Annotated in this window: 13 protein-coding genes; 1 reads left to right on the top strand and 12 read right to left on the bottom strand. The window is 50.6% G+C overall.

Annotated features, from left to right (window positions below):
- Positions 1-10: 10 nt before the first annotated feature.
- The 10 genes from murD to EDM52_RS03840 all read right to left on the bottom strand — a co-directional run bounded on the left by murD (position 11) and on the right by EDM52_RS03840 (position 12,857).
- Positions 11-1,375 carry a UDP-N-acetylmuramoyl-L-alanine--D-glutamate ligase gene (gene murD, locus EDM52_RS03795; RefSeq protein ID WP_122907675.1) on the bottom strand — a complete coding sequence of 455 codons (1,365 nt, stop codon included), beginning with the start codon at positions 1,373-1,375 and terminating at the stop codon, positions 11-13.
- On the bottom strand, positions 1,372-2,343 hold the full coding sequence (gene mraY / locus EDM52_RS03800; protein WP_122907676.1) for a phospho-N-acetylmuramoyl-pentapeptide-transferase: 972 nt from the start codon (positions 2,341-2,343) through the stop codon (positions 1,372-1,374). The genes murD and mraY overlap by 4 nt, the downstream gene beginning before the upstream one ends.
- A gap of 44 nt (positions 2,344-2,387) precedes the next feature.
- The gene (locus EDM52_RS03805) at positions 2,388-3,866 is read right to left on the bottom strand and encodes a UDP-N-acetylmuramoyl-L-alanyl-D-glutamate--2,6-diaminopimelate ligase (RefSeq protein WP_122907677.1); all 1,479 of its coding nucleotides are present in this window, start codon (positions 3,864-3,866) and stop codon (positions 2,388-2,390) included.
- Between the two features lie 126 nt (positions 3,867-3,992).
- Positions 3,993-5,912, bottom strand: a complete 1,920-nt coding sequence (locus EDM52_RS03810; protein ID WP_122907678.1) for a stage V sporulation protein D — start codon at positions 5,910-5,912, stop codon at positions 3,993-3,995.
- A gap of 65 nt (positions 5,913-5,977) precedes the next feature.
- Positions 5,978-8,398 carry a penicillin-binding protein gene (locus EDM52_RS03815; RefSeq protein WP_122907679.1) on the bottom strand — a complete coding sequence of 807 codons (2,421 nt, stop codon included), beginning with the start codon at positions 8,396-8,398 and terminating at the stop codon, positions 5,978-5,980.
- Positions 8,399-8,571: 173 nt separating this feature from the next.
- Positions 8,572-9,003, bottom strand: a complete 432-nt coding sequence (gene ftsL2, locus EDM52_RS03820) for a cell division protein FtsL (RefSeq protein WP_122907680.1) — start codon at positions 9,001-9,003, stop codon at positions 8,572-8,574.
- A 31-nt stretch (positions 9,004-9,034) separates the two neighbouring features.
- On the bottom strand, positions 9,035-9,979 hold the full coding sequence (gene rsmH / locus EDM52_RS03825; RefSeq protein WP_122907681.1) for a 16S rRNA (cytosine(1402)-N(4))-methyltransferase RsmH: 945 nt from the start codon (positions 9,977-9,979) through the stop codon (positions 9,035-9,037).
- A 17-nt stretch (positions 9,980-9,996) separates the two neighbouring features.
- Entirely contained in the window at positions 9,997-10,428 is a 432-nt protein-coding gene (gene mraZ, locus EDM52_RS03830; RefSeq protein ID WP_122907872.1) for a division/cell wall cluster transcriptional repressor MraZ, read from the bottom strand.
- Positions 10,429-10,581: 153 nt separating this feature from the next.
- Positions 10,582-11,841, bottom strand: coding sequence for an adenosylhomocysteinase (locus EDM52_RS03835; protein ID WP_122907682.1), 1,260 nt, complete (start codon positions 11,839-11,841; stop codon positions 10,582-10,584).
- An 80-nt stretch (positions 11,842-11,921) separates the two neighbouring features.
- On the bottom strand, positions 11,922-12,857 hold the full coding sequence (locus EDM52_RS03840; RefSeq protein WP_122907683.1) for a LysR family transcriptional regulator: 936 nt from the start codon (positions 12,855-12,857) through the stop codon (positions 11,922-11,924).
- A 119-nt stretch (positions 12,858-12,976) separates the two neighbouring features.
- On the opposite strand from EDM52_RS03840, the gene EDM52_RS03845 reads away from it, so the two are divergent.
- The gene (locus tag EDM52_RS03845; RefSeq protein ID WP_122907684.1) at positions 12,977-14,269 is read left to right on the top strand and encodes an APC family permease; all 1,293 of its coding nucleotides are present in this window, start codon (positions 12,977-12,979) and stop codon (positions 14,267-14,269) included.
- A 65-nt stretch (positions 14,270-14,334) separates the two neighbouring features.
- Here the strand turns inward: EDM52_RS03845 and EDM52_RS03850 are convergent, their stop codons facing one another.
- Positions 14,335-15,387: an S-layer homology domain-containing protein gene (locus tag EDM52_RS03850; RefSeq protein WP_122907685.1), complete on the bottom strand. Its 1,053-nt coding sequence runs from the start codon at positions 15,385-15,387 to the stop codon at positions 14,335-14,337.
- A 107-nt stretch (positions 15,388-15,494) separates the two neighbouring features.
- Positions 15,495-17,117, bottom strand: coding sequence for a bacillithiol biosynthesis cysteine-adding enzyme BshC (bshC, locus tag EDM52_RS03855; RefSeq protein WP_122907686.1), 1,623 nt, complete (start codon positions 17,115-17,117; stop codon positions 15,495-15,497).
- Positions 17,118-17,223 lie beyond the last annotated feature (106 nt).

Below are 17,223 nucleotides of genomic sequence, written 5' to 3' on the forward strand. Positions count from 1 at the left end.
CTGTGGGACGTTATGCTAGGCTTGTTTTAAGTCTATGCACGCCGTCCTTAAACATGCTCCCCCTCGCTTCGAAGGAAGGAAACATGTCCCAGCTTGCGCAAGCCGGGCTTAGCAACACTACATCACCCGAATTCGCTAATTGAGAAGCAGTCAGAACGGCTTTCTCCACAGTATCGACATGGATTCGTTCCTTAATCCCTGCTTCTTCAGCCCGCTTCAACAAGATTTCAGCCGTCTGCCCCAGAGCAACGACCGCCTTTACCCGACCCTGGATAAAAGGAATCAGCTCCTTGAAGTCCACACCTCTATCCAGTCCTCCACAGATCCAAACAATCGGCTCCTTGCACGCTTGCAAAGCACGGGAAGCTGCTTCCGGATTCGTTGCTTTGGAATCGTTAAAGTACTTGACCCCATCGATGCTCGCGACGTATTCCATGCGATGCTCGACGCCTGAGAAGGTCGTCAATACGCGGGCGACCGATTGCTTGTCCGCGCCTGCCAGTATCGTGATTAACGCTGCGGCCAGTGCATTGTCCACATGCGGAACCGTGATCTCCCCAACCGCGACGATCTCTTCTCGGTTTCCCTTACCGTCCGCGTAGACAATCATGCCGTTATGTATATAGGTTCCCTGTTCCACCTGCTGATGCTTGCTGAAATAGAATTTACGAGCCGCAAGCTCTGCAAACCGCGGCAACAGCTCCGGCTGATCGAGTGGGAGTATGGCGATATCGTCTGCCGTTTGATTGGCAAACATGTTCATTTTCGCTTCTAAGTAGGCATCGATGGAATGATGATAGTCAAGGTGAGCAGGGTACAGATTCATCAGTACACCAATTCGTGGACGAAAGCTTGCCGTTCCCGCCAATTGAAAGCTGCTCAACTCAGCTACCAGCCACTGGTCAGCTGTAGCGGTCTCAGCTAAACCGCACAGCACTGTGCCAATATTACCGCCAATCATCGCTTCAAGTCCGGCCTCTTTCATGATCAGCCCAACGAGCGTGGTGGTCGTAGTCTTTCCGTTGGAGCCGGTAATTCCAATAATGGGTGCCTTCGCGATTTGGTAGGCGAGCTCCACTTCTGTAATGATCGGAATCCCTAGCCCCATCGCCTTGGCCACTGGAGCCGCCTCATAAGGGATGCCGGGGTTTTTGACTACAAGGGATACCCCTGGATGAATCAAATCATCCGGATGATATCCGCAGATAACGGTGATTCCCAGCGCTTCCAGCTCGTCTGCGCCGCTTGCTTCTTCTCTTGGCTTTTGATCGTTTACGACGACATGAGCACCAAAGCGGTGCAACAGTTTTGCCACTGCTACACCGCTTTTGGCCATCCCTAGAACAACAACGTGTTGATCTCGATAGTCATTCATTTGATTGTCACCACCTCAAGATATACGCCCAGACCAGCGAAGAAAATACCCACCAGCCAGAACGTGACCACAACACGCCATTCCGACCAACCCGTCAATTCAAAATGGTGGTGGAGCGGACTCATTCGGAAAATGCGTTTTCCTCTTGTCTTGAATGAAACTACCTGCAGAATGACAGAGAGTGTTTCTACGACAAACACACCGCCGATGATGGCCAAAAGCAGCTCTGTCTTGGTCATGATGGCGATCCCTGCCAAGGCTCCGCCTAGTGCGAGCGAGCCAGTATCCCCCATGAACACTCTAGCCGGATGAGCATTGAAGACGAGAAAACCAAGGACTCCACCGACGACAGCCGCACTGAAGATAGCCGTGTCGTAGTTCTGTCCGAACCAGGCAATAATCGCATAAGCACCGAACGCGATGGCTCCTGTTCCAGCCAACAGTCCGTCTAGGCCGTCTGTGAGATTGACGGCATTGGTGGTCCCAACAAGTAAAAACAGCAGGAATGGAAAGTAAAAATAGCCAAGTTCCAGCTTCCACGGGGTACCAGGCAGGTGCAGCGAAGTGTCATGACCCATCACGATCAACAACGCATATGCAGCAATACCGAGCAATATCTGCCCCGCAAATTTTTGCTTGGCGGTCAATCCCAGGTTGTGTTTTTTTCTGATCTTGATAAAGTCATCCAGGAATCCGATCAATCCGTACCCAAGCGTCACCAGCAAAAGAAAGGTTACTTCCACGGAGGAATTCGCAAACTTCAACACAGTAAAAATAAGTGCCAAGAGAATGATGGTTCCACCCATTGTGGGCGTACCTGCTTTCTTTTTATGAGACTGCGGCCCTTCCTCCCGGATCGCCTGCCCAAATTTCAGGCGGCGAAGAAATGGGATGAATAAGGGACCAATGAGTACGGCGATGAGAAACGCGGCGACGATCGTGACGATGAGTACGTTGTCAGCGAACATGCCCGACCCTCCTTTCTTTCGATGCTATTCAATTGCATCCATCTCTATTCGTGGTTGTACTGAGCGATTGCTTCACGCGCTACTTCGCGGTCGTCGAACGACAGTACTTGATCTTTTATGATTTGATACGTCTCATGCCCTTTTCCTGCGATCAGGATCACATCATCAGGCAGAGCTTCCGCTATGGCGTGGAAGATTGCTTCACGCCGGTCTACCTGCGTCGTATAGCGGCTCTTGTCTACACCCCCCAGGCCAGCCAGCATGTCGTCCAGGATGGCTTGCGGGTCCTCAGATCTGGGGTTATCAGATGTTAAGACGCTTTTATCCGCGTACTTTGTTGCAATCTGAGCCATAATCGGGCGTTTGCTCCGGTCGCGGTCACCACCGCAGCCTACGATGCAAACGACTCTTCCTTTTGCAAATTCCTTGACGGTCTTAAGCGCGTTTTCCAGACTGTCAGGTGTGTGGGAGTAGTCCACCAGCACAGTAAATGGCTGCCCGGCTTCCACGGCTTCAAAGCGTCCATTCACACCTGGAATCGATTCCAGACTCGCTTTGATGTCCACCAACGGCACTCCTTCCACAAGCGTCGCTGCCATTGCTGCCAGGGCATTGTAGACATTGAATTTCCCCGCCATTTTCAATTGTAACCCGATGCTACCTGCAAACGTATGAGCTGTAAAAGAAGTTCCCTTGCCAGTGATTTCGATGTCTGTTGCAAACACATCAGCCGGCTGATCGATTCCGTACGTGATCACTCGAGCTGGTGTAACCGTCGCGAACAGCTGGGAAGCTTCGTCATCGGCGTTGAGCACAGCTGTTTTCATGCTATCCCATTCATAGCCATTACCGAGCTGGGAAAAAAGAAGCGATTTGGCGAAGCGATAGTTTTCCATCGTCTTGTGGTAGTCAAGATGATCCTGCGTCAAATTGGTAAATACAGCAGTATGTACATTGCAGCCACGTACTCGGCCTTGTTCCAGCGCATGGGAGGATACTTCGATGATCGCATAATCCGTCTCGATATCGCGCATGCGGCGAAAGCTGCTTTGCAAGTCAATAACATCGGGTGTCGTGTTTTTTACTTCTTCACTCACATCGCCGATCCGCATATGGATCGTCCCGATCAACCCTGTCTGTTTCTTTTGATCGCGCAAAATCTTGTCTATCAGGTGTGTTGTAGTCGTCTTGCCGTTCGTTCCGGTTACGCCGATCAGTTTCAATTCACGCGTAGGCGAACCAAAAAAGCGGTCAGCCAAAATGGCCATCGCTCGCCGTGTATCCCCTACCTGAACCAACGTAGCATCAACCTCAAGCTCCCGCTGTGTTAGGACGGCAACTGCTCCCAACTCGACGGCTTTGGCGGCAAAGGAATGGCCATCCACCGTATATCCTGTCAAACAAATAAACAAGAAACCGGGCTTTACCTGGCGCGAGTCTGCTGTCAAACCCGTTATTTCTATGCTGTCATCTCCGTTTACCTTCTTCTGCAACAGAGGCGAAAGCAGATCTCGTAACAACATAACAGGCACCCCATTTTTCATTAGTATAGACAGAAATCCCGTGTTTTTTGCAAAGAACGGAGGTGAGCGCCCGTAGACAAGACTACTCTCCTCCGCCTCCAAAAACTCATTTTATAGCTAATTGCTTCATTTGTCACCAAGGTAGATGCGAATTTTTGCTCCCTCTTCGATTTTTACGCCTGCTGCCGGAGCTTGTGAAACGACGTATTTGCCTTTACCTGATACGACGAGCGGGAGAGTCTCATAGGTGGTCACTACATCCTGCATGCTCTGCCCCACCATGTTGGGAACTTCGATCGGACTTCTTTCACCCAAAGCCTTGTTGATCTCTTTGGATATTCCGTCTTTTCGCTTTTCAACCTGCAGATGCTGCAACGAGGATTCAATGATGCTTTTGACACTGGGAGCTGCAATCAATCCGCCAAAAGCCAGTGCCTTTGGATTGTCCACCGCAAAGTAGACGACAATCTGCGGATCATCTGCTGGAGCAAAACCGATAAAGGATACGATGTACTCTCCATCCATGTATCTGCCGTTCTTCACTTTTTGCGCGGTACCCGTCTTGCCGCCAACCCGATAGCCTTCAATATAGGCCTTTCCTCCCGTACCGCGAGCCACTACACTCTCCAGCGCGTAGCGTACCTTCTCGGATACTTCCGGCTTGATGACCTGCCGGACTTCAGTCGGCAGCGTTCGTCCGATGACATCGTGCGTCACACTGTCTCGCCATTCCTTGGCGACGTACGGCCTCATCAGCTTGCCACCGTTGATCGCGGCAGAGACCGCAGCCATTTGCTGGATCGGCGTCACCGATACACCTTGCCCGAAGGAAGTAGTCCCCAGCTCCACAGGGCCGACACGGTTGAGATTGAAGAGCAATCCATTTTCTTCTCCGATCAGATCGATGCCCGTTTTTTGGCCAAATCCGAACTTCTTAATGTATTCAAATAGCCGTTCTTTTTGGAGGCGTTGTCCCATCGTGACAAAGCCCGGATTGCAGGAATTCTCTACAACTTCCAGCATGGTTTCCTGCCCGTGTCCCTGTCGCTTCCAGCAGCGCAGACGCTTGCCCGCTACGTTGATGAAGCCCGGGTCATAGAACCCCTCGTCCAGAGTGATCACGCCCTCATTTAGGGCGGCAGCAAGCGTGACGATTTTGAAGGTCGATCCTGGCTCGTAGGTCTTCCAGATCGGCAAATTACGATTGTATACCTCTATGGGATAGTCCCGGTATTGATCAGGCTGAAAAGTGGGGCGACTGCCCATACCCAAAATTTCTCCTGTCTTCGGATTCATCGCAATCGCCAGAACGTCACCCGGCTGATACGCCACCACCGCCTGATCCAGCTCTCTTTCGATAAAAGACTGAATCGTACTGTCTATGGTTAAATACATGTCCATTCCATCTACAGGAGCCACATACTCTTCAGTGCCCCCCGGCAACACCCGACCTCGTGCATCTGAAGGATAGGAGATATATCCTTTCTTCCCTTGCAAAAAGGTATCGTAGATTCGTTCCAATCCAGTCAGCCCTTGATTGTCGATCCCGGTGAAGCCCAAGATATGGGCAGCCATGGTTCCATTGGGATAGAAACGCTTGGTGTCACCCGCGAGGTAGATTCCCGGGAGGTTTAATTCTTGAATCTTTCTGGCTGTCTCTTCCGAGATCTTGCGTCCGCCCGGAATTTTATCATTGCTCATTGCCCTTTTGGTAATCGCCTTGAAGATCTCCTCTTCTTTTTGCCCCAAGATCACAGCGAGCTGCTGGGCGGTGCCTTGCGGATCTTTGATCTGTGCGGGTACAACTACGATTGTCGGGACCGTGATGTTCGAAACGAGCTCGTTGCCGTTGCGGTCCAGAATCCGCCCCCGGTTGGGTTGAAAGTCGATATTGCGCTGAAGCAAATCACCCGCCATCTCTGCCAGGCGAGGTCCTTCTATCAACTGCACATACCCCAAGCGGGTAATCAATGCCGTGTACAATACGATCCCAATCACCAGTGCAACAAAAATACGACGGCGTACGGTAGCGTTGGATACTCGCAAACGAGTCCCCCCTCGGATAGGTTGTCTCTTCTAACCCTATTCGTCGGGGGGACTCATTAGAACTGCTATGGGGTGGTGCTTGATTGCTCTGTATTTGCCGTTTCAGACGTCCCAGCATCAGGGGGTATACCAGCCTCGTCTACTTCTCCTGAAGACTGAACAGGAGCCTCAGGAGGCGTTTCAGGAGGTGGCTGGGCATCTGTGCCCGCTGCTGGAGTATCCGCAGGTCCTTCTGTCTGACCGTCAATCGGAGCAGTCGGCGCGAGCGGCTCTGACTCAGACTTGAGCGTCACCATGAGGGTCTCTCCTCCCTGGAGCTGAGTCCCTGGCGGAATGCTTTGCTGTGCGACAAACCCGACCCCCGTCGGTTTAACCTGCATGTGCAAAATAGAGGTGAATTCCATTACATCACGTAAGGATTTGCCCGTCAGATCAGGCATCTTCGTGCCTTGAACACGGTCCGTAACCAATACGATCTGCTGTCCGGATACAACTTTTGAGTAGGGAGCCGGGTACTGTTCTACAATTTTCGTTCCCGTTCCGATCACAGTGACTTGCAGTTCATCCTGTTTGGCTCTCATCTGAGCGGTCGCCGTGGCCATATCTACGAATTTGGGCAACGTCAGCTCTTTTACAGGTGTCAGGCTAGCCTGTTGCGCTACTGCTTGTTTTTTGTTCTTGTCTTTTCCTTCTACCGTCTTCAGATCAGGCTGTTGCTGCAAATATTGCAAGCTGCGCTCCATGATTGATTTGAAGATCGGCGCGACAATTTTCCCACCGTATTGGGTGTAGTCCCTCATATCGGGGTCATCGACGACGACATAGACTAACAATCGCGGGTTGTCCTTCGGTGCAAAGCCAATAAAGGAAGCGATGTAATGTCCATCCATCAGCTTTCCATTTTCGTATTTTTGAGCGGTCCCGGTCTTACCAGCCACATGGTAGCCCTCAATTTTATAGGACTTTCCGGTACCCGCTTCCCCAGTTACAACAGTTTCAAGAATATCGCGGGTTTGATTGGCAGTCGCAGCACTGACCACACGTCGTACTACTTCTCTCTCACTGCGATGTTCGACAGCTCCTGTATGCGGGTCTCGCATTTCCTTGATGATACGCGGCTTCAACAGTTCTCCACCGTTCGCAATCGCTCCAACTGCCGCAATCTGCTGAATCGCCGTCACGGTCACCCCTTGACCAAAGGTAGTAACTGCCCAGTCGCGCGGAGAGCGCGGGTTTTCCAGGTTGGCAATATTCCCCTTTTTCTCATACGGCAGCTCAATTCCCGTGATGAACCCAATGCCAAATTTCTCGAAGTAGCCTTTCAATTTCTCCAGTTTCAAACGTTCGTAACCCATAATGACGAATACCACGTTACTAGAGCGCTGTACACCTTCCAGAAAGTTGATCTTGCCCCAGCCTCGACCGTTGTTGTGGTCGCGGATCGGCGTCTGGCCTTTGATGGTATATGTCCCGGATTGATAAGGCTCATTCGGATTGAACATCCCCTCTTCGATCGCCGCAGCCAGGGTAATAATTTTAAACGTGGATCCCGGTTCAAACATCGAGGTAACCGCATGGTTGGTAAAGTTGGTAATCCCGTTATAATACGTGTTCGGATTAAACTGCGGACGATTCCCCATCGCCAAAATCTCGCCGGTTTGCGGGTCAGAAACAACGACCATCAGTCCTTTTGGCTTAAAGTCACGTTCCGCGATATCCAGTGCCTGTTCCACGTAATCCTGGATTTGCCTGTCGATCGTCAGGTAGACATTGCTGCCATCCTGTGCGGGCTTGTACTTGTGCTCACCGTCTGGCAGCTGATAGCCAGCGCCATCTGTCATCACCGCCATCTCGCCTTTTTCACCGCGGAGTTGCTCGTCCAGCTGCAGCTCCAGCCCCATTTTGGGGTTATCGTCGAAATCCAAATACCCCAAGACGTGGGCGGCAAAGCTGTTGTTCGGATAAAAACGGCGAGTTGTCTCTGTCAAATAAATGCCTGGCAGCTGATTCGTTTTGACTTCCTCACCGCTCGGCAATTTCGGATACTGGGCTTGCTCAATCTGCTTTTTCTGTTCTTCCGTAATTTTGTTACCCCAACGCCCCAACAAAACGACCTTGGACTTCGGATTGGTCAGTGGTTTTAGCAGCGAATCCACGGGAGCACCCAGAATACGGGAAAGGGTTGTCGCCGTATAATAGGGATCCTTAACGTAATCCTGATCTTTCTCGTGCATGGGCTTGAGCCTTGCGTTAACCGTATAGGCCTTGCCTTCATAAGCGAGAATTTCTCCGTTCCGATCCATGATGGCTCCGCGTTTTGGTTTCAACGTCTTTTCCCAATCCCATTGGCTTCGGGCATAATCCATGATCTTGGCAGCTTCTACGGACTGCAGCCACCACATTCTCATACTTAGTCCGGAAAATCCAAGAATCACGCACAACGCGAACATGAGAATTCGCCAATTCACGCGCCTCTTTGTATCCATTGTCGTCACTCCAAACGCAAGACATATTCCGCTATGTATTCAATGTCGGAACTCTTGTAGGCATCCTTGTTGTTATCGGTTTTCGTGGCATCTTTCATGAGATGAGAACGCGTATCTGCTACACTCTCACTTAAGAAAAAATGTTACTTTGCTATTCGCAAGTAACATTATGATTATCGTTGGGTTGTCTGTTGTGATGGCTCTGAAGTTGGCACCGGGCTACTCACTACCACGTTGCCTTTGCCGATCACGTGCACAGCTGCTGGGTCGAAGACCATTCCTTGGCGTTCTGCTTCTCCTTGAATGCGGTCCCGGTTGCTCATTTGCTCGATTTGCAAATGCAAGGCGGCGTTTTGTTCAGTCAACAGGCGATTTTCCTTTTTGACACTTTGTATATCGTAGTTATATTGGGAGATTTGCGAGTAACGCACCCCCACAAAACCCAACCCGGCTACAGTCAGTGAGATGAAGAGCAAATACAGTAGCTTCTCCCCTGTTGGAATCGTCGGTTTCATCCGGATCGTGCGTTTGGTTTTCGTTACGGTGCGGGTTTGCTGTTCCTGTTCCAATTCCATCGCCAGGTTTCCCCGGTAGTAGTAGCTCATTTTCTAACCCCCTTATTGAGCCATGAAGTATTTACAGTTTTTCGGCAACACGCAGCTTGGCTGAACGTGCTCTCGGATTCGCTTCCAATTCATCATCTGAAGGCAGTACCGGCTTTCTGGTGATCACTTTTACCGTTGCCTGATTGCCGCAGGCACAGATCGGAAAGGCTGGCGGACACGTACATCCCTTGGAATACTCCTGAAAAATCTGTTTGCAAATCCGATCCTCCAGCGAATGGAACGTGATGACACTCACTCTTCCGCCTGGACGCAGCACGGAAATGGCATCGATAATCGCTTCTTTAAATGCGTCCAGCTCGTCATTAACCGCGATACGAATCGCCTGAAAGGTGCGCTTGGCCGGATGTGGTCCTGTACGTCTGGCTGCAGCCGGTATCGCTTCCTTAATGATTTCAACGAGCTCACCCGTCGTCTCGACCGGTTTTTTCTTCCGATTCTCCACGATTTGCCGGGCAATTCGCCGGGAAAATTTCTCTTCCCCATATTCCCAAATCACTCGCGCAATCTCTTCTTCATCCCACTCATTAATGATGTCGTAGGCCGAGAGAGGAGCTTGCTGGTCCATTCTCATGTCGAGGGGAGCATCTGCATTGTAGCTGAAACCCCGTTCACCCTCATCCAGCTGTGGAGAAGAAACACCGAGATCAAACAATATCCCGTCTACTCCCTCCAGATCCAGGTCGTTCACTATTTCCTTGATATGGCGAAAATTGCTCTTTACCAGAGTTACTTTATCCATAGCGGTTGCCAAGCGTTCGCGCGCATGATCCAAGGCCCAGTCATCCTGATCGATAGCGATGAGACGTCCGCCATCTGTCAGCTGAGAGGCTATCAGGCTGCTGTGCCCTGCTCCACCCAAGGTGCAATCCACATAGATGCCTCCTGGTCGGATGTTCAGTCCAGCGACTGCTTCTTCCCGCAATACGGTTACATGATGAAACGACAAGATCGTCACTCCCGTTCTTCTTGCTGTTACAAATTGAAATCAACCAGCTTTTCGGCAATCTCTCCAAACGAGCCTTCCGATTCCGCAAAGTACGCTTCCCAACGCTCCTTGCTCCAAACCTCAACGCGATTGGATACTCCGATGACGACACATTCTTTTTGAATAGCAGCATGGTCACGCAGATTTTGAGGTATGTTTACCCTTCCCTGCTTGTCCCAGTCACATTCAGTCGCTCCTGAAAAGAAGAAGCGCGTAAAAGCACGAGCGTCCGCCTTGGTGAAAGGTAGCGTTTTGAGACGCTCCTCCAGTTGTTTCCATTCGTCCAGCGGGTAGGCAAACAAACATTGGTCCAAACCGCGGGTCATGACAAAGGAACTGCCCAATCCTTCACGGAACTTGGCAGGGATGGTCAGACGACCTTTTTCATCGATGCTGTGCTGATATTCACCCATGAACAAGCCCGGTTCCCCCACTTTCCGTTCAAGCGGCTCCACTTTCCCCCACTTTTCCCCACTTTGCTACCTACTTGCTATTATACAAAAAAAATCCCGCATTTGTATGCAGGATTTTTTCGTTTATTTTTTTGCCGGGAAAGGACGGTTTTCGCGAGCTTATTCGACCCAGCTATCCAGGTATGCTTTTTGCTCGTCGGTCAATTTGTCGATACCGAGTCCCAGTGCTTCCAATTTGTATTGAGCAACCATCGCATCCAGCTCATATGGCACGTTCAGTACTTGCTTGCCGATATTTTTGTACTGCTCGTTCACATAGGCCAGAGAAACGGCTTGCAGCGCGAAGGTCATGTCCATAATTTCAGCCGGATGTCCATCTCCAGCAGCCAGGTTCACGAGGCGGCCTTCTGCCAGGAGATACACTTTTCGACCATCAGCCATGACAAATTCCTCGATGTCTTTACGCACAATGCGCGTGGATGTCGACATTTCCTTCAGTTCCACTTTGTTTACTTCGACATCGAAGTGACCTGCGTTGGAAAGGATAGCGCCATCTTTCATCACTTCGAAGTGCTCTTTGCGAATGACGTCGCGATTACCTGTAACGGTCACGAAGTAATCGCCATGTTTAGCCGCTTCGCTCATTGGCATCACTTCGAAGCCGTCCATGTAAGCTTCTACCGCTTTGATCGCGTCGATTTCGGTTACGATAACTTTCGCGCCCAGGCCTTTTGCACGCATAGCCACGCCTTTACCGCACCAGCCGTAACCCACAACAACAACCGTTTTTCCAGCCACGACGAGGTTTGTCGTACGGTTGATACCATCCCAAACAGATTGGCCAGTACCATAGCGGTTGTCAAACAAGTATTTGCAGAAAGCATCGTTCACTGCTACCATCGGGAATTCCAGCTTGCCTTCTTTTTCCAAAGCCTTCAGGCGAAGGATACCTGTCGTCGTTTCTTCTGCACCGCCACGCACTTGCGCCAACAAATCGCGACGCTCGCTGTGCAGGATAGTTACCAGATCGCCACCGTCGTCAATGATCAGGTCAGGACGGGTTTCCAGGGTCTTGATCAGGTGTTCTTTATACTCAGCTGGATCCGGGTTGTATTTCGCAAATACGCGAATACCGTCTTCCACCAGCGCTGCGCACACATCGTCTTGCGTAGAAAGTGGGTTGGAGCCAGTGATCGTCACTTCAGCGCCACCCGCTTGAACAACCTTCGCGAGGTAAGCGGTTTTCGCTTCCAGGTGAAGGGAGATTGCTACTTTCAGCCCAGCAAAAGGCTTTTCTTTTTCAAAACGCTCGCGAATACGATTCAGGACGGGCATATGTTCTTGTACCCAGTCAATTTTCAGGTGGCCGTTGTGAGCCAATCCCATATCTTTTACAATGCTTTCTTCTACACTATTCATGCGAACATGAACCTCCTTCATCTCAAAAACAACTTAGCTTCTATCATATCATACGCAAGATCAGCGATCATCTGTTTTTCCTATTCTCGCCAATCTGATTGCACACTCGCCAGACGAGCCTTTGGATCAAAGTCGAGTCCGCCCTTTTTCAGCAGCTCCAGGAAAAAGCGCAAGGCTTGAGGCATCCACTTTTTCTGGTGGTAAATCAATTGCCGGAACACGCGAATGTCCGGATGGAAAAAAGAGAGAATAGCCAGCTTGCCGCTTTTCACTTCATCCTTCACCGCGATTTTCGGGATCAGCGCGATACCCAGATCGTGGGCGACACATTGCTTGATCGCTTCCATGCTGCCGAACTCCAGCGCTGAATGCACTGTGGAACCCGCCTCCCGCAAGACAGACTCCAGCAGTGAACGGTAGCTGCATCCCGCCTCAGTAAAGATCCAGTTTTCTCCGGAAAAATCTGTGGCTTCTACCTGTTCGAGCTTACTTAGCCGGTGGTCGGGTGAGGAGACAACCACCAGCTCTTCTTCACCCAGATTGACGGTGATCAAATCGGCATTTTCTTGCCATTTGTCGAGAATAAAAGCAAAGTCGTACGTTCCTTCTTTAACCCCTTGTCGCAATTCATGACAAATCCCCGGATGCAGCAGTACACGCATCTGCGGGTGCTCCTGTCGAAACTTTTGCACATAGGGCGGAAGGTAAAAAGCAGCTAAAGATTCTACCGTTCCAACGCTTAGTGTGCCTGCTAGCTGGGCATGTTCAGACAGCTGCCCCTTCGCTTCGTCCAATAGAGCCAGCATCTGTTCGGTGTAGTCGAGAAGGACTTCTCCCGCATGTGTTAGTCTGATTTTTCGGCCCCAGCGTTCGAAGAGAGACACGCCGAATTCAGTTTCCAGATTTTGAATTTGTACGGTAATACTGGACTGGGCATAGCCTAAAACTTCAGCTGCCCGCGTAAAGCTTTGCCATTTCGCAACTTCTCGAAAGGTCTGCAAATAGCGGGTGTCCATGCTCTCTCTCCCTTTCAATTCGATTTTTTCGATGCATATTATTTAATATTATAGATATCTCCGATTTCAAAGTCTATGCTACACTACGCATACAGTTTATTAAAAGTGAGGGATAGGATATGGAAAAGGGTGTAGCCTCATCACCCGGTCTGTCCAAAACGCTTGGACTGACACAGATTGTTGCTTTATATATTGGCTCCGTCCTCGGTTCAGGCGTACTGCTCATACCTGGGTTGGCAGCTGAAAAAGCAGGGCCAGCCTCTATCGTAGCGTGGCTGCTCATGTCTGTCCTCGTTCTCCCGATGGCGATTACGATGGGCCTGCTTTCAGCCCGCTTTCCCAGTGCTGGAGGTGTTTCTACCTTCGTTCGGACTGCGTACGGCGACCGCTTTGGCAACATGGTCGGATGGTTTTTCCTGCTTTCGGTACCTATAGGTGCTCCCATCCTAAGCGTCACAGGCGCTCATTACCTTGCTGTTCTCTTTCAATGGGGCGAGTTACAGGTGTATCTGTGTGCAGGATTGATTCTTCTGACGGTTCTCGGGATGAATGTAATCGGTCTCCATGTGGCGGCTCGCGTCCAGACGATTGTCGTATCACTCATCTTGTCCATCCTGATTTTGGCTGTGATTGCTGCAATCCCCCATACTTCTGCTGAGCATTTCGTACCATTTGCACCGAATGGCTGGCTTAGCGTGATACAGGCAGCCGTCTTGATGTTCTGGTGCTTTATTGGCTGGGAAGCAGTGACCCATCTATCCGAAGAGTTTGTCGATCCATCGAAAAATGCGATTCGCGGTGTTCTATGGAGTGCCGGCATTGTCGCACTGTTGTATTTTGGTGTGGCCTTTATGACTGTCGCCACCCACAGCTATGGTGTCGGGATTTCCGCTGCTTCGCTGAGTGTAATGATCCAGCTTTCCCTTGGTCCCGTTGGCGGCTGGATCGTCGCGATCACGGCCCTCTTTATTTGTATCGCTACCGCGAATGCCTATGTAGGTGCAGCCTCCCGCATTGCTTTCGCCCTTTCGCAAGAGAACATTGCTCCTCGCTGGTTTGGCAAATTGCATCCAAAATACCAGACGCCAACCGGAGGACTTCTCTTTTTGGCCATGTGCTTTGTCCTCGTCCTGACCACTCTGTATCTGGGACTGATCGATTTATCACGCTTGATTGAGCTTCCTAATTCCACCTTCATCGCCACGTATATTGGTGGATGCCTGGCTGGTGTCAAGCTGTTGCGAGACAATCGGGTCGGGCGCATCGCTTCCTGGACCTCCCTGATCTTCACAGCAGGTCTATACCCCTTCCTGGGTTGGTCGGCGCTCTACCCGCTTGCGATCGCAGCTGCACTCATTTTGATTGGAAGCAAAAGAATCAATAAAGGTTCTGGGCAGTCGCTATCTGCCTAACAAAATTTCAGCTTCTATTCGGCAAAATGAGAAAGGCGTGCTATTGCAGCACGCCTTTTGTGTGTCTATTCGTCTTTTCCGATCAATCGAAACGTTTTGCCATCCGCGGACGACAGGTAAAATGTCTTGTCAACACTGCCTCCTAGCTCACCGGAGTAGTATTGGACAGTCATCCGATATTTGTCGTTGCCGATCTTGGCGTAGTAGATCAACTCATTAAATCGAGGGAAACGAACGTAGTCATAGACCTCGTAATTCATGAAAGAGAAATGCTCGCGTAAAAACTGCTGACTTACGGGTGCTTTTTCTTTTTCCACGTATTTGACCAGTTCATCAAAGCGTCGGATTCGCTCTTTATCCATAACCTGGCCTACAAAGGTAGAAACCAGCTTGGTCATGCTCTGCTTTTCTTCCTCTGACACTCTTCCCGGGAACAATTCCTCGATTTGTTGGGACAATCGTGAGAGAAGGACTACAGCTTGCGCACGGCTTACCTTTTCATCTGCACGGAAGGTTCCATCCGGATAGCCCGTAATGATACCCATCTTATAGGCAGGATAGACCGTCATCACCTGACCTTCATTTTCCACGGACAGATCGCTAAAAAATTTGGATTTTGTTCCCCTGTATTTTTCACCTTCGGACTGATGGCCCAAGGCTGCAAGCATGAGCCTCGCACCCTCCAGCCGATCCAGCGAGTCCGTCGGATTGCCTGTTGGCGTAATTCCTGCAGCCAGTAAATGCGTATAGGTTCCCTCGGACCACCGTCCCTTTACCTTGGAGAGGTAGGTCTCCCGTGAGAAATCATCAGGCTGATTACCTGGAAAGGAAGGGATGACCCGTTCGATCATCACGAGAAACTCTTCTTGTGAAATGGTCTGTTCCGGTCGGAAGGTCCCATCCGGAAATCCGCGAATGAGTCCTTGCTTCGTCGCCACTGCTATTTCCTTGGAGGCCCAATGACCATGAATGTCCGAAAAAGGAGCAGAAATCGACGTGGCATCCATTTTCGCTTTTGCCCGGTCTAAACCTCCCACGGTTGCACCTGTCAGTACAAGGGACAGTACCAGAGCCTTTAGTCCAATTCGTTTTCCGATGAGTCGCAACTTTTTCTGCACCTTACAATCTCCCCTTTCGCAGGAGTATTCCTATACTGGGTAAGACGCAGAATTTGTCGAGAATGTTTCAGCATATTCGCAGGAAATAATGTCCAAAGTCCTACTTTTTAGACGTGGAAGATCTGGTGGCTTCCGTCATCGGAGAACGGCGCTTCCACCAAACGGTCTATAAGTGACAGACCGTATTTGTTGGCATACGCAAACAGATTCAGCTTTCTTTCCTGCAAGCCACCCTCGGGCATCAGGCTAGCCTCGATTCGCTTTAGACGGTGCGATTGTACATCCTCACGCTCCTCCAGGGAACGAAGCAACCGCGTTTCCAAAAAGTTCACCTGTTCCAGGAGCAAGGAAACGTTCTTTTCAGCTAATCCCCGCAATCCGCCGTCCATCGCGACTACTTCATCCACTAATGGACGGTACATAGCCAGCATGGACTCTCGGACATCAGCAAAATTTTTCTCTAGCGGGTGTCTTGCCTGCGTGGTCTCCTGCTTTGTCTTCCATGCTGCAAAGTCAGTAAGGGCATGCTCGACATTGAGCTCAAAGCCAGCCAGCAGTCTTTCCACCGCTCCTTCCAGCAACGTGATGGACATACGCGGTAGAACGATCGGCATCTGCATGTCAAACGCAGCAAATACCTCCTTGTAATACGCCCAGTAAGCGACCTCTCCAAGTCCTCCTATGAACGCTAGTGTCGGGAAGAGATGCTCCTGCATCAGGCCACGCGTTACGACGTTGGCACTAAAGCGCTGTGGCTCACGGGAAGCCAGCTGGATCAGCTCATCACGGGTGTACGTACATCGTCTATTGACAAAACGATCCCCGTACCGCTCCAACAAAAGCCTTTCGCCACCCTCATAAAGAAAGAGATTGGCCTGGTGCTCTTCCACCTGCAATTGCAACGGATACCCTGCCTGGGCGATCCGGTCAGCGGTTTGGGTCAGAATAGCGGCAAGCTGTTCATTTTTTTCGATGACTTTAGCGAACATCGGCTGTTCCAGTTCGCGAATATAGGGAGATGACGATTCTACCAGCACGAGTCCATGCTTGCCGAACAGCTGTGCCATAATCCTTGCAAACCATTCCACAATGGTTGTCGAGGCTGAAGCGGTCTCCTCAAGCATGTGGCGAATCTCCTGCGTGTGCACGGTCTCTGTCTGTCCGGCAAAAAACTGCTGAAGAAAGGTGGAATAAGCCTGCTCATCCAGCGGCATCTGGCTGGCAGATAGGCGTCCTTTCCGATTCAGTTGCATTCTTTCCTTGTGCAAGCGTCTCTCTTTGTCAGTCAGCCAATACACATGATCGATCTCGTCGATATCATGGTCTTCCCCTGCGATCCAAAAGATAGGCACGACTTCTACCTGCAGCTCTTTGGACCATTTTTTTGCTGCCTGAATCAAATGAATGGCTTTATGAACCGTGTAGAGAGGCCCAGTCAACACACCCGCCTGCTGTCCACCAATCACGACATAGGTATCTGGATGCTTGAGCGCTTCAATCCGTTTCAACGCTTCTTCGTGGTTCCCCATCTTTTGATTGTACGTATATAATCCTTCCACCAGCTCTTCCCGATGCGCGTATGGCCGGCTGCGAAGCCAGTCCAGGCGTTGCTGATAAGATTCTTTGCGGTATGGCTGGTAGTTAAAAAAGGATTGCGCCAGCTCTTTTCCTTGCAGGTATTCTTTTGCCAGTCGATTGGCTAGCGGAAGCGTAACACTTTCAACGTTCATGACATGCTCACCTTTCTTCAGGACCGTGGTCTCTCTCGCAAATTATATCATGCACCCTCCCCTTTAAAAAAGAAAACAACCCACGCGAATGGGTTGTCGAAGTGTA

This window comes from Brevibacillus invocatus (assembly GCF_003710915.1).
GTDB classification, from domain to species: domain Bacteria; phylum Bacillota; class Bacilli; order Brevibacillales; family Brevibacillaceae; genus Brevibacillus; species Brevibacillus invocatus.

What these genes read in the sequence shown, in the direction of transcription:
- mraY (WP_122907676.1), bottom strand. Translation starts at nt 2,343, where the DNA reads ATGTTCGCTGACAACGTACTCATCGTCACGATCGTCGCCGCGTTTCTC.
- EDM52_RS03840 (WP_122907683.1), bottom strand. Translation starts at nt 12,857, where the DNA reads ATGGACACCCGCTATTTGCAGACCTTTCGAGAAGTTGCGAAATGGCAA.
- ftsL2 (WP_122907680.1), bottom strand. Translation starts at nt 9,003, where the DNA reads ATGAGCTACTACTACCGGGGAAACCTGGCGATGGAATTGGAACAGGAA.
- EDM52_RS03805 (WP_122907677.1), bottom strand. Translation starts at nt 3,866, where the DNA reads ATGTTGTTACGAGATCTGCTTTCGCCTCTGTTGCAGAAGAAGGTAAAC.
- EDM52_RS03845 (WP_122907684.1), top strand. Translation starts at nt 12,977, where the DNA reads ATGGAAAAGGGTGTAGCCTCATCACCCGGTCTGTCCAAAACGCTTGGA.
- murD (WP_122907675.1), bottom strand. Translation starts at nt 1,375, where the DNA reads ATGAATGACTATCGAGATCAACACGTTGTTGTTCTAGGGATGGCCAAA.
- EDM52_RS03815 (WP_122907679.1), bottom strand. Translation starts at nt 8,398, where the DNA reads ATGGATACAAAGAGGCGCGTGAATTGGCGAATTCTCATGTTCGCGTTG.
- bshC (WP_122907686.1), bottom strand. Translation starts at nt 17,117, where the DNA reads ATGAACGTTGAAAGTGTTACGCTTCCGCTAGCCAATCGACTGGCAAAA.
- EDM52_RS03835 (WP_122907682.1), bottom strand. Translation starts at nt 11,841, where the DNA reads ATGAATAGTGTAGAAGAAAGCATTGTAAAAGATATGGGATTGGCTCAC.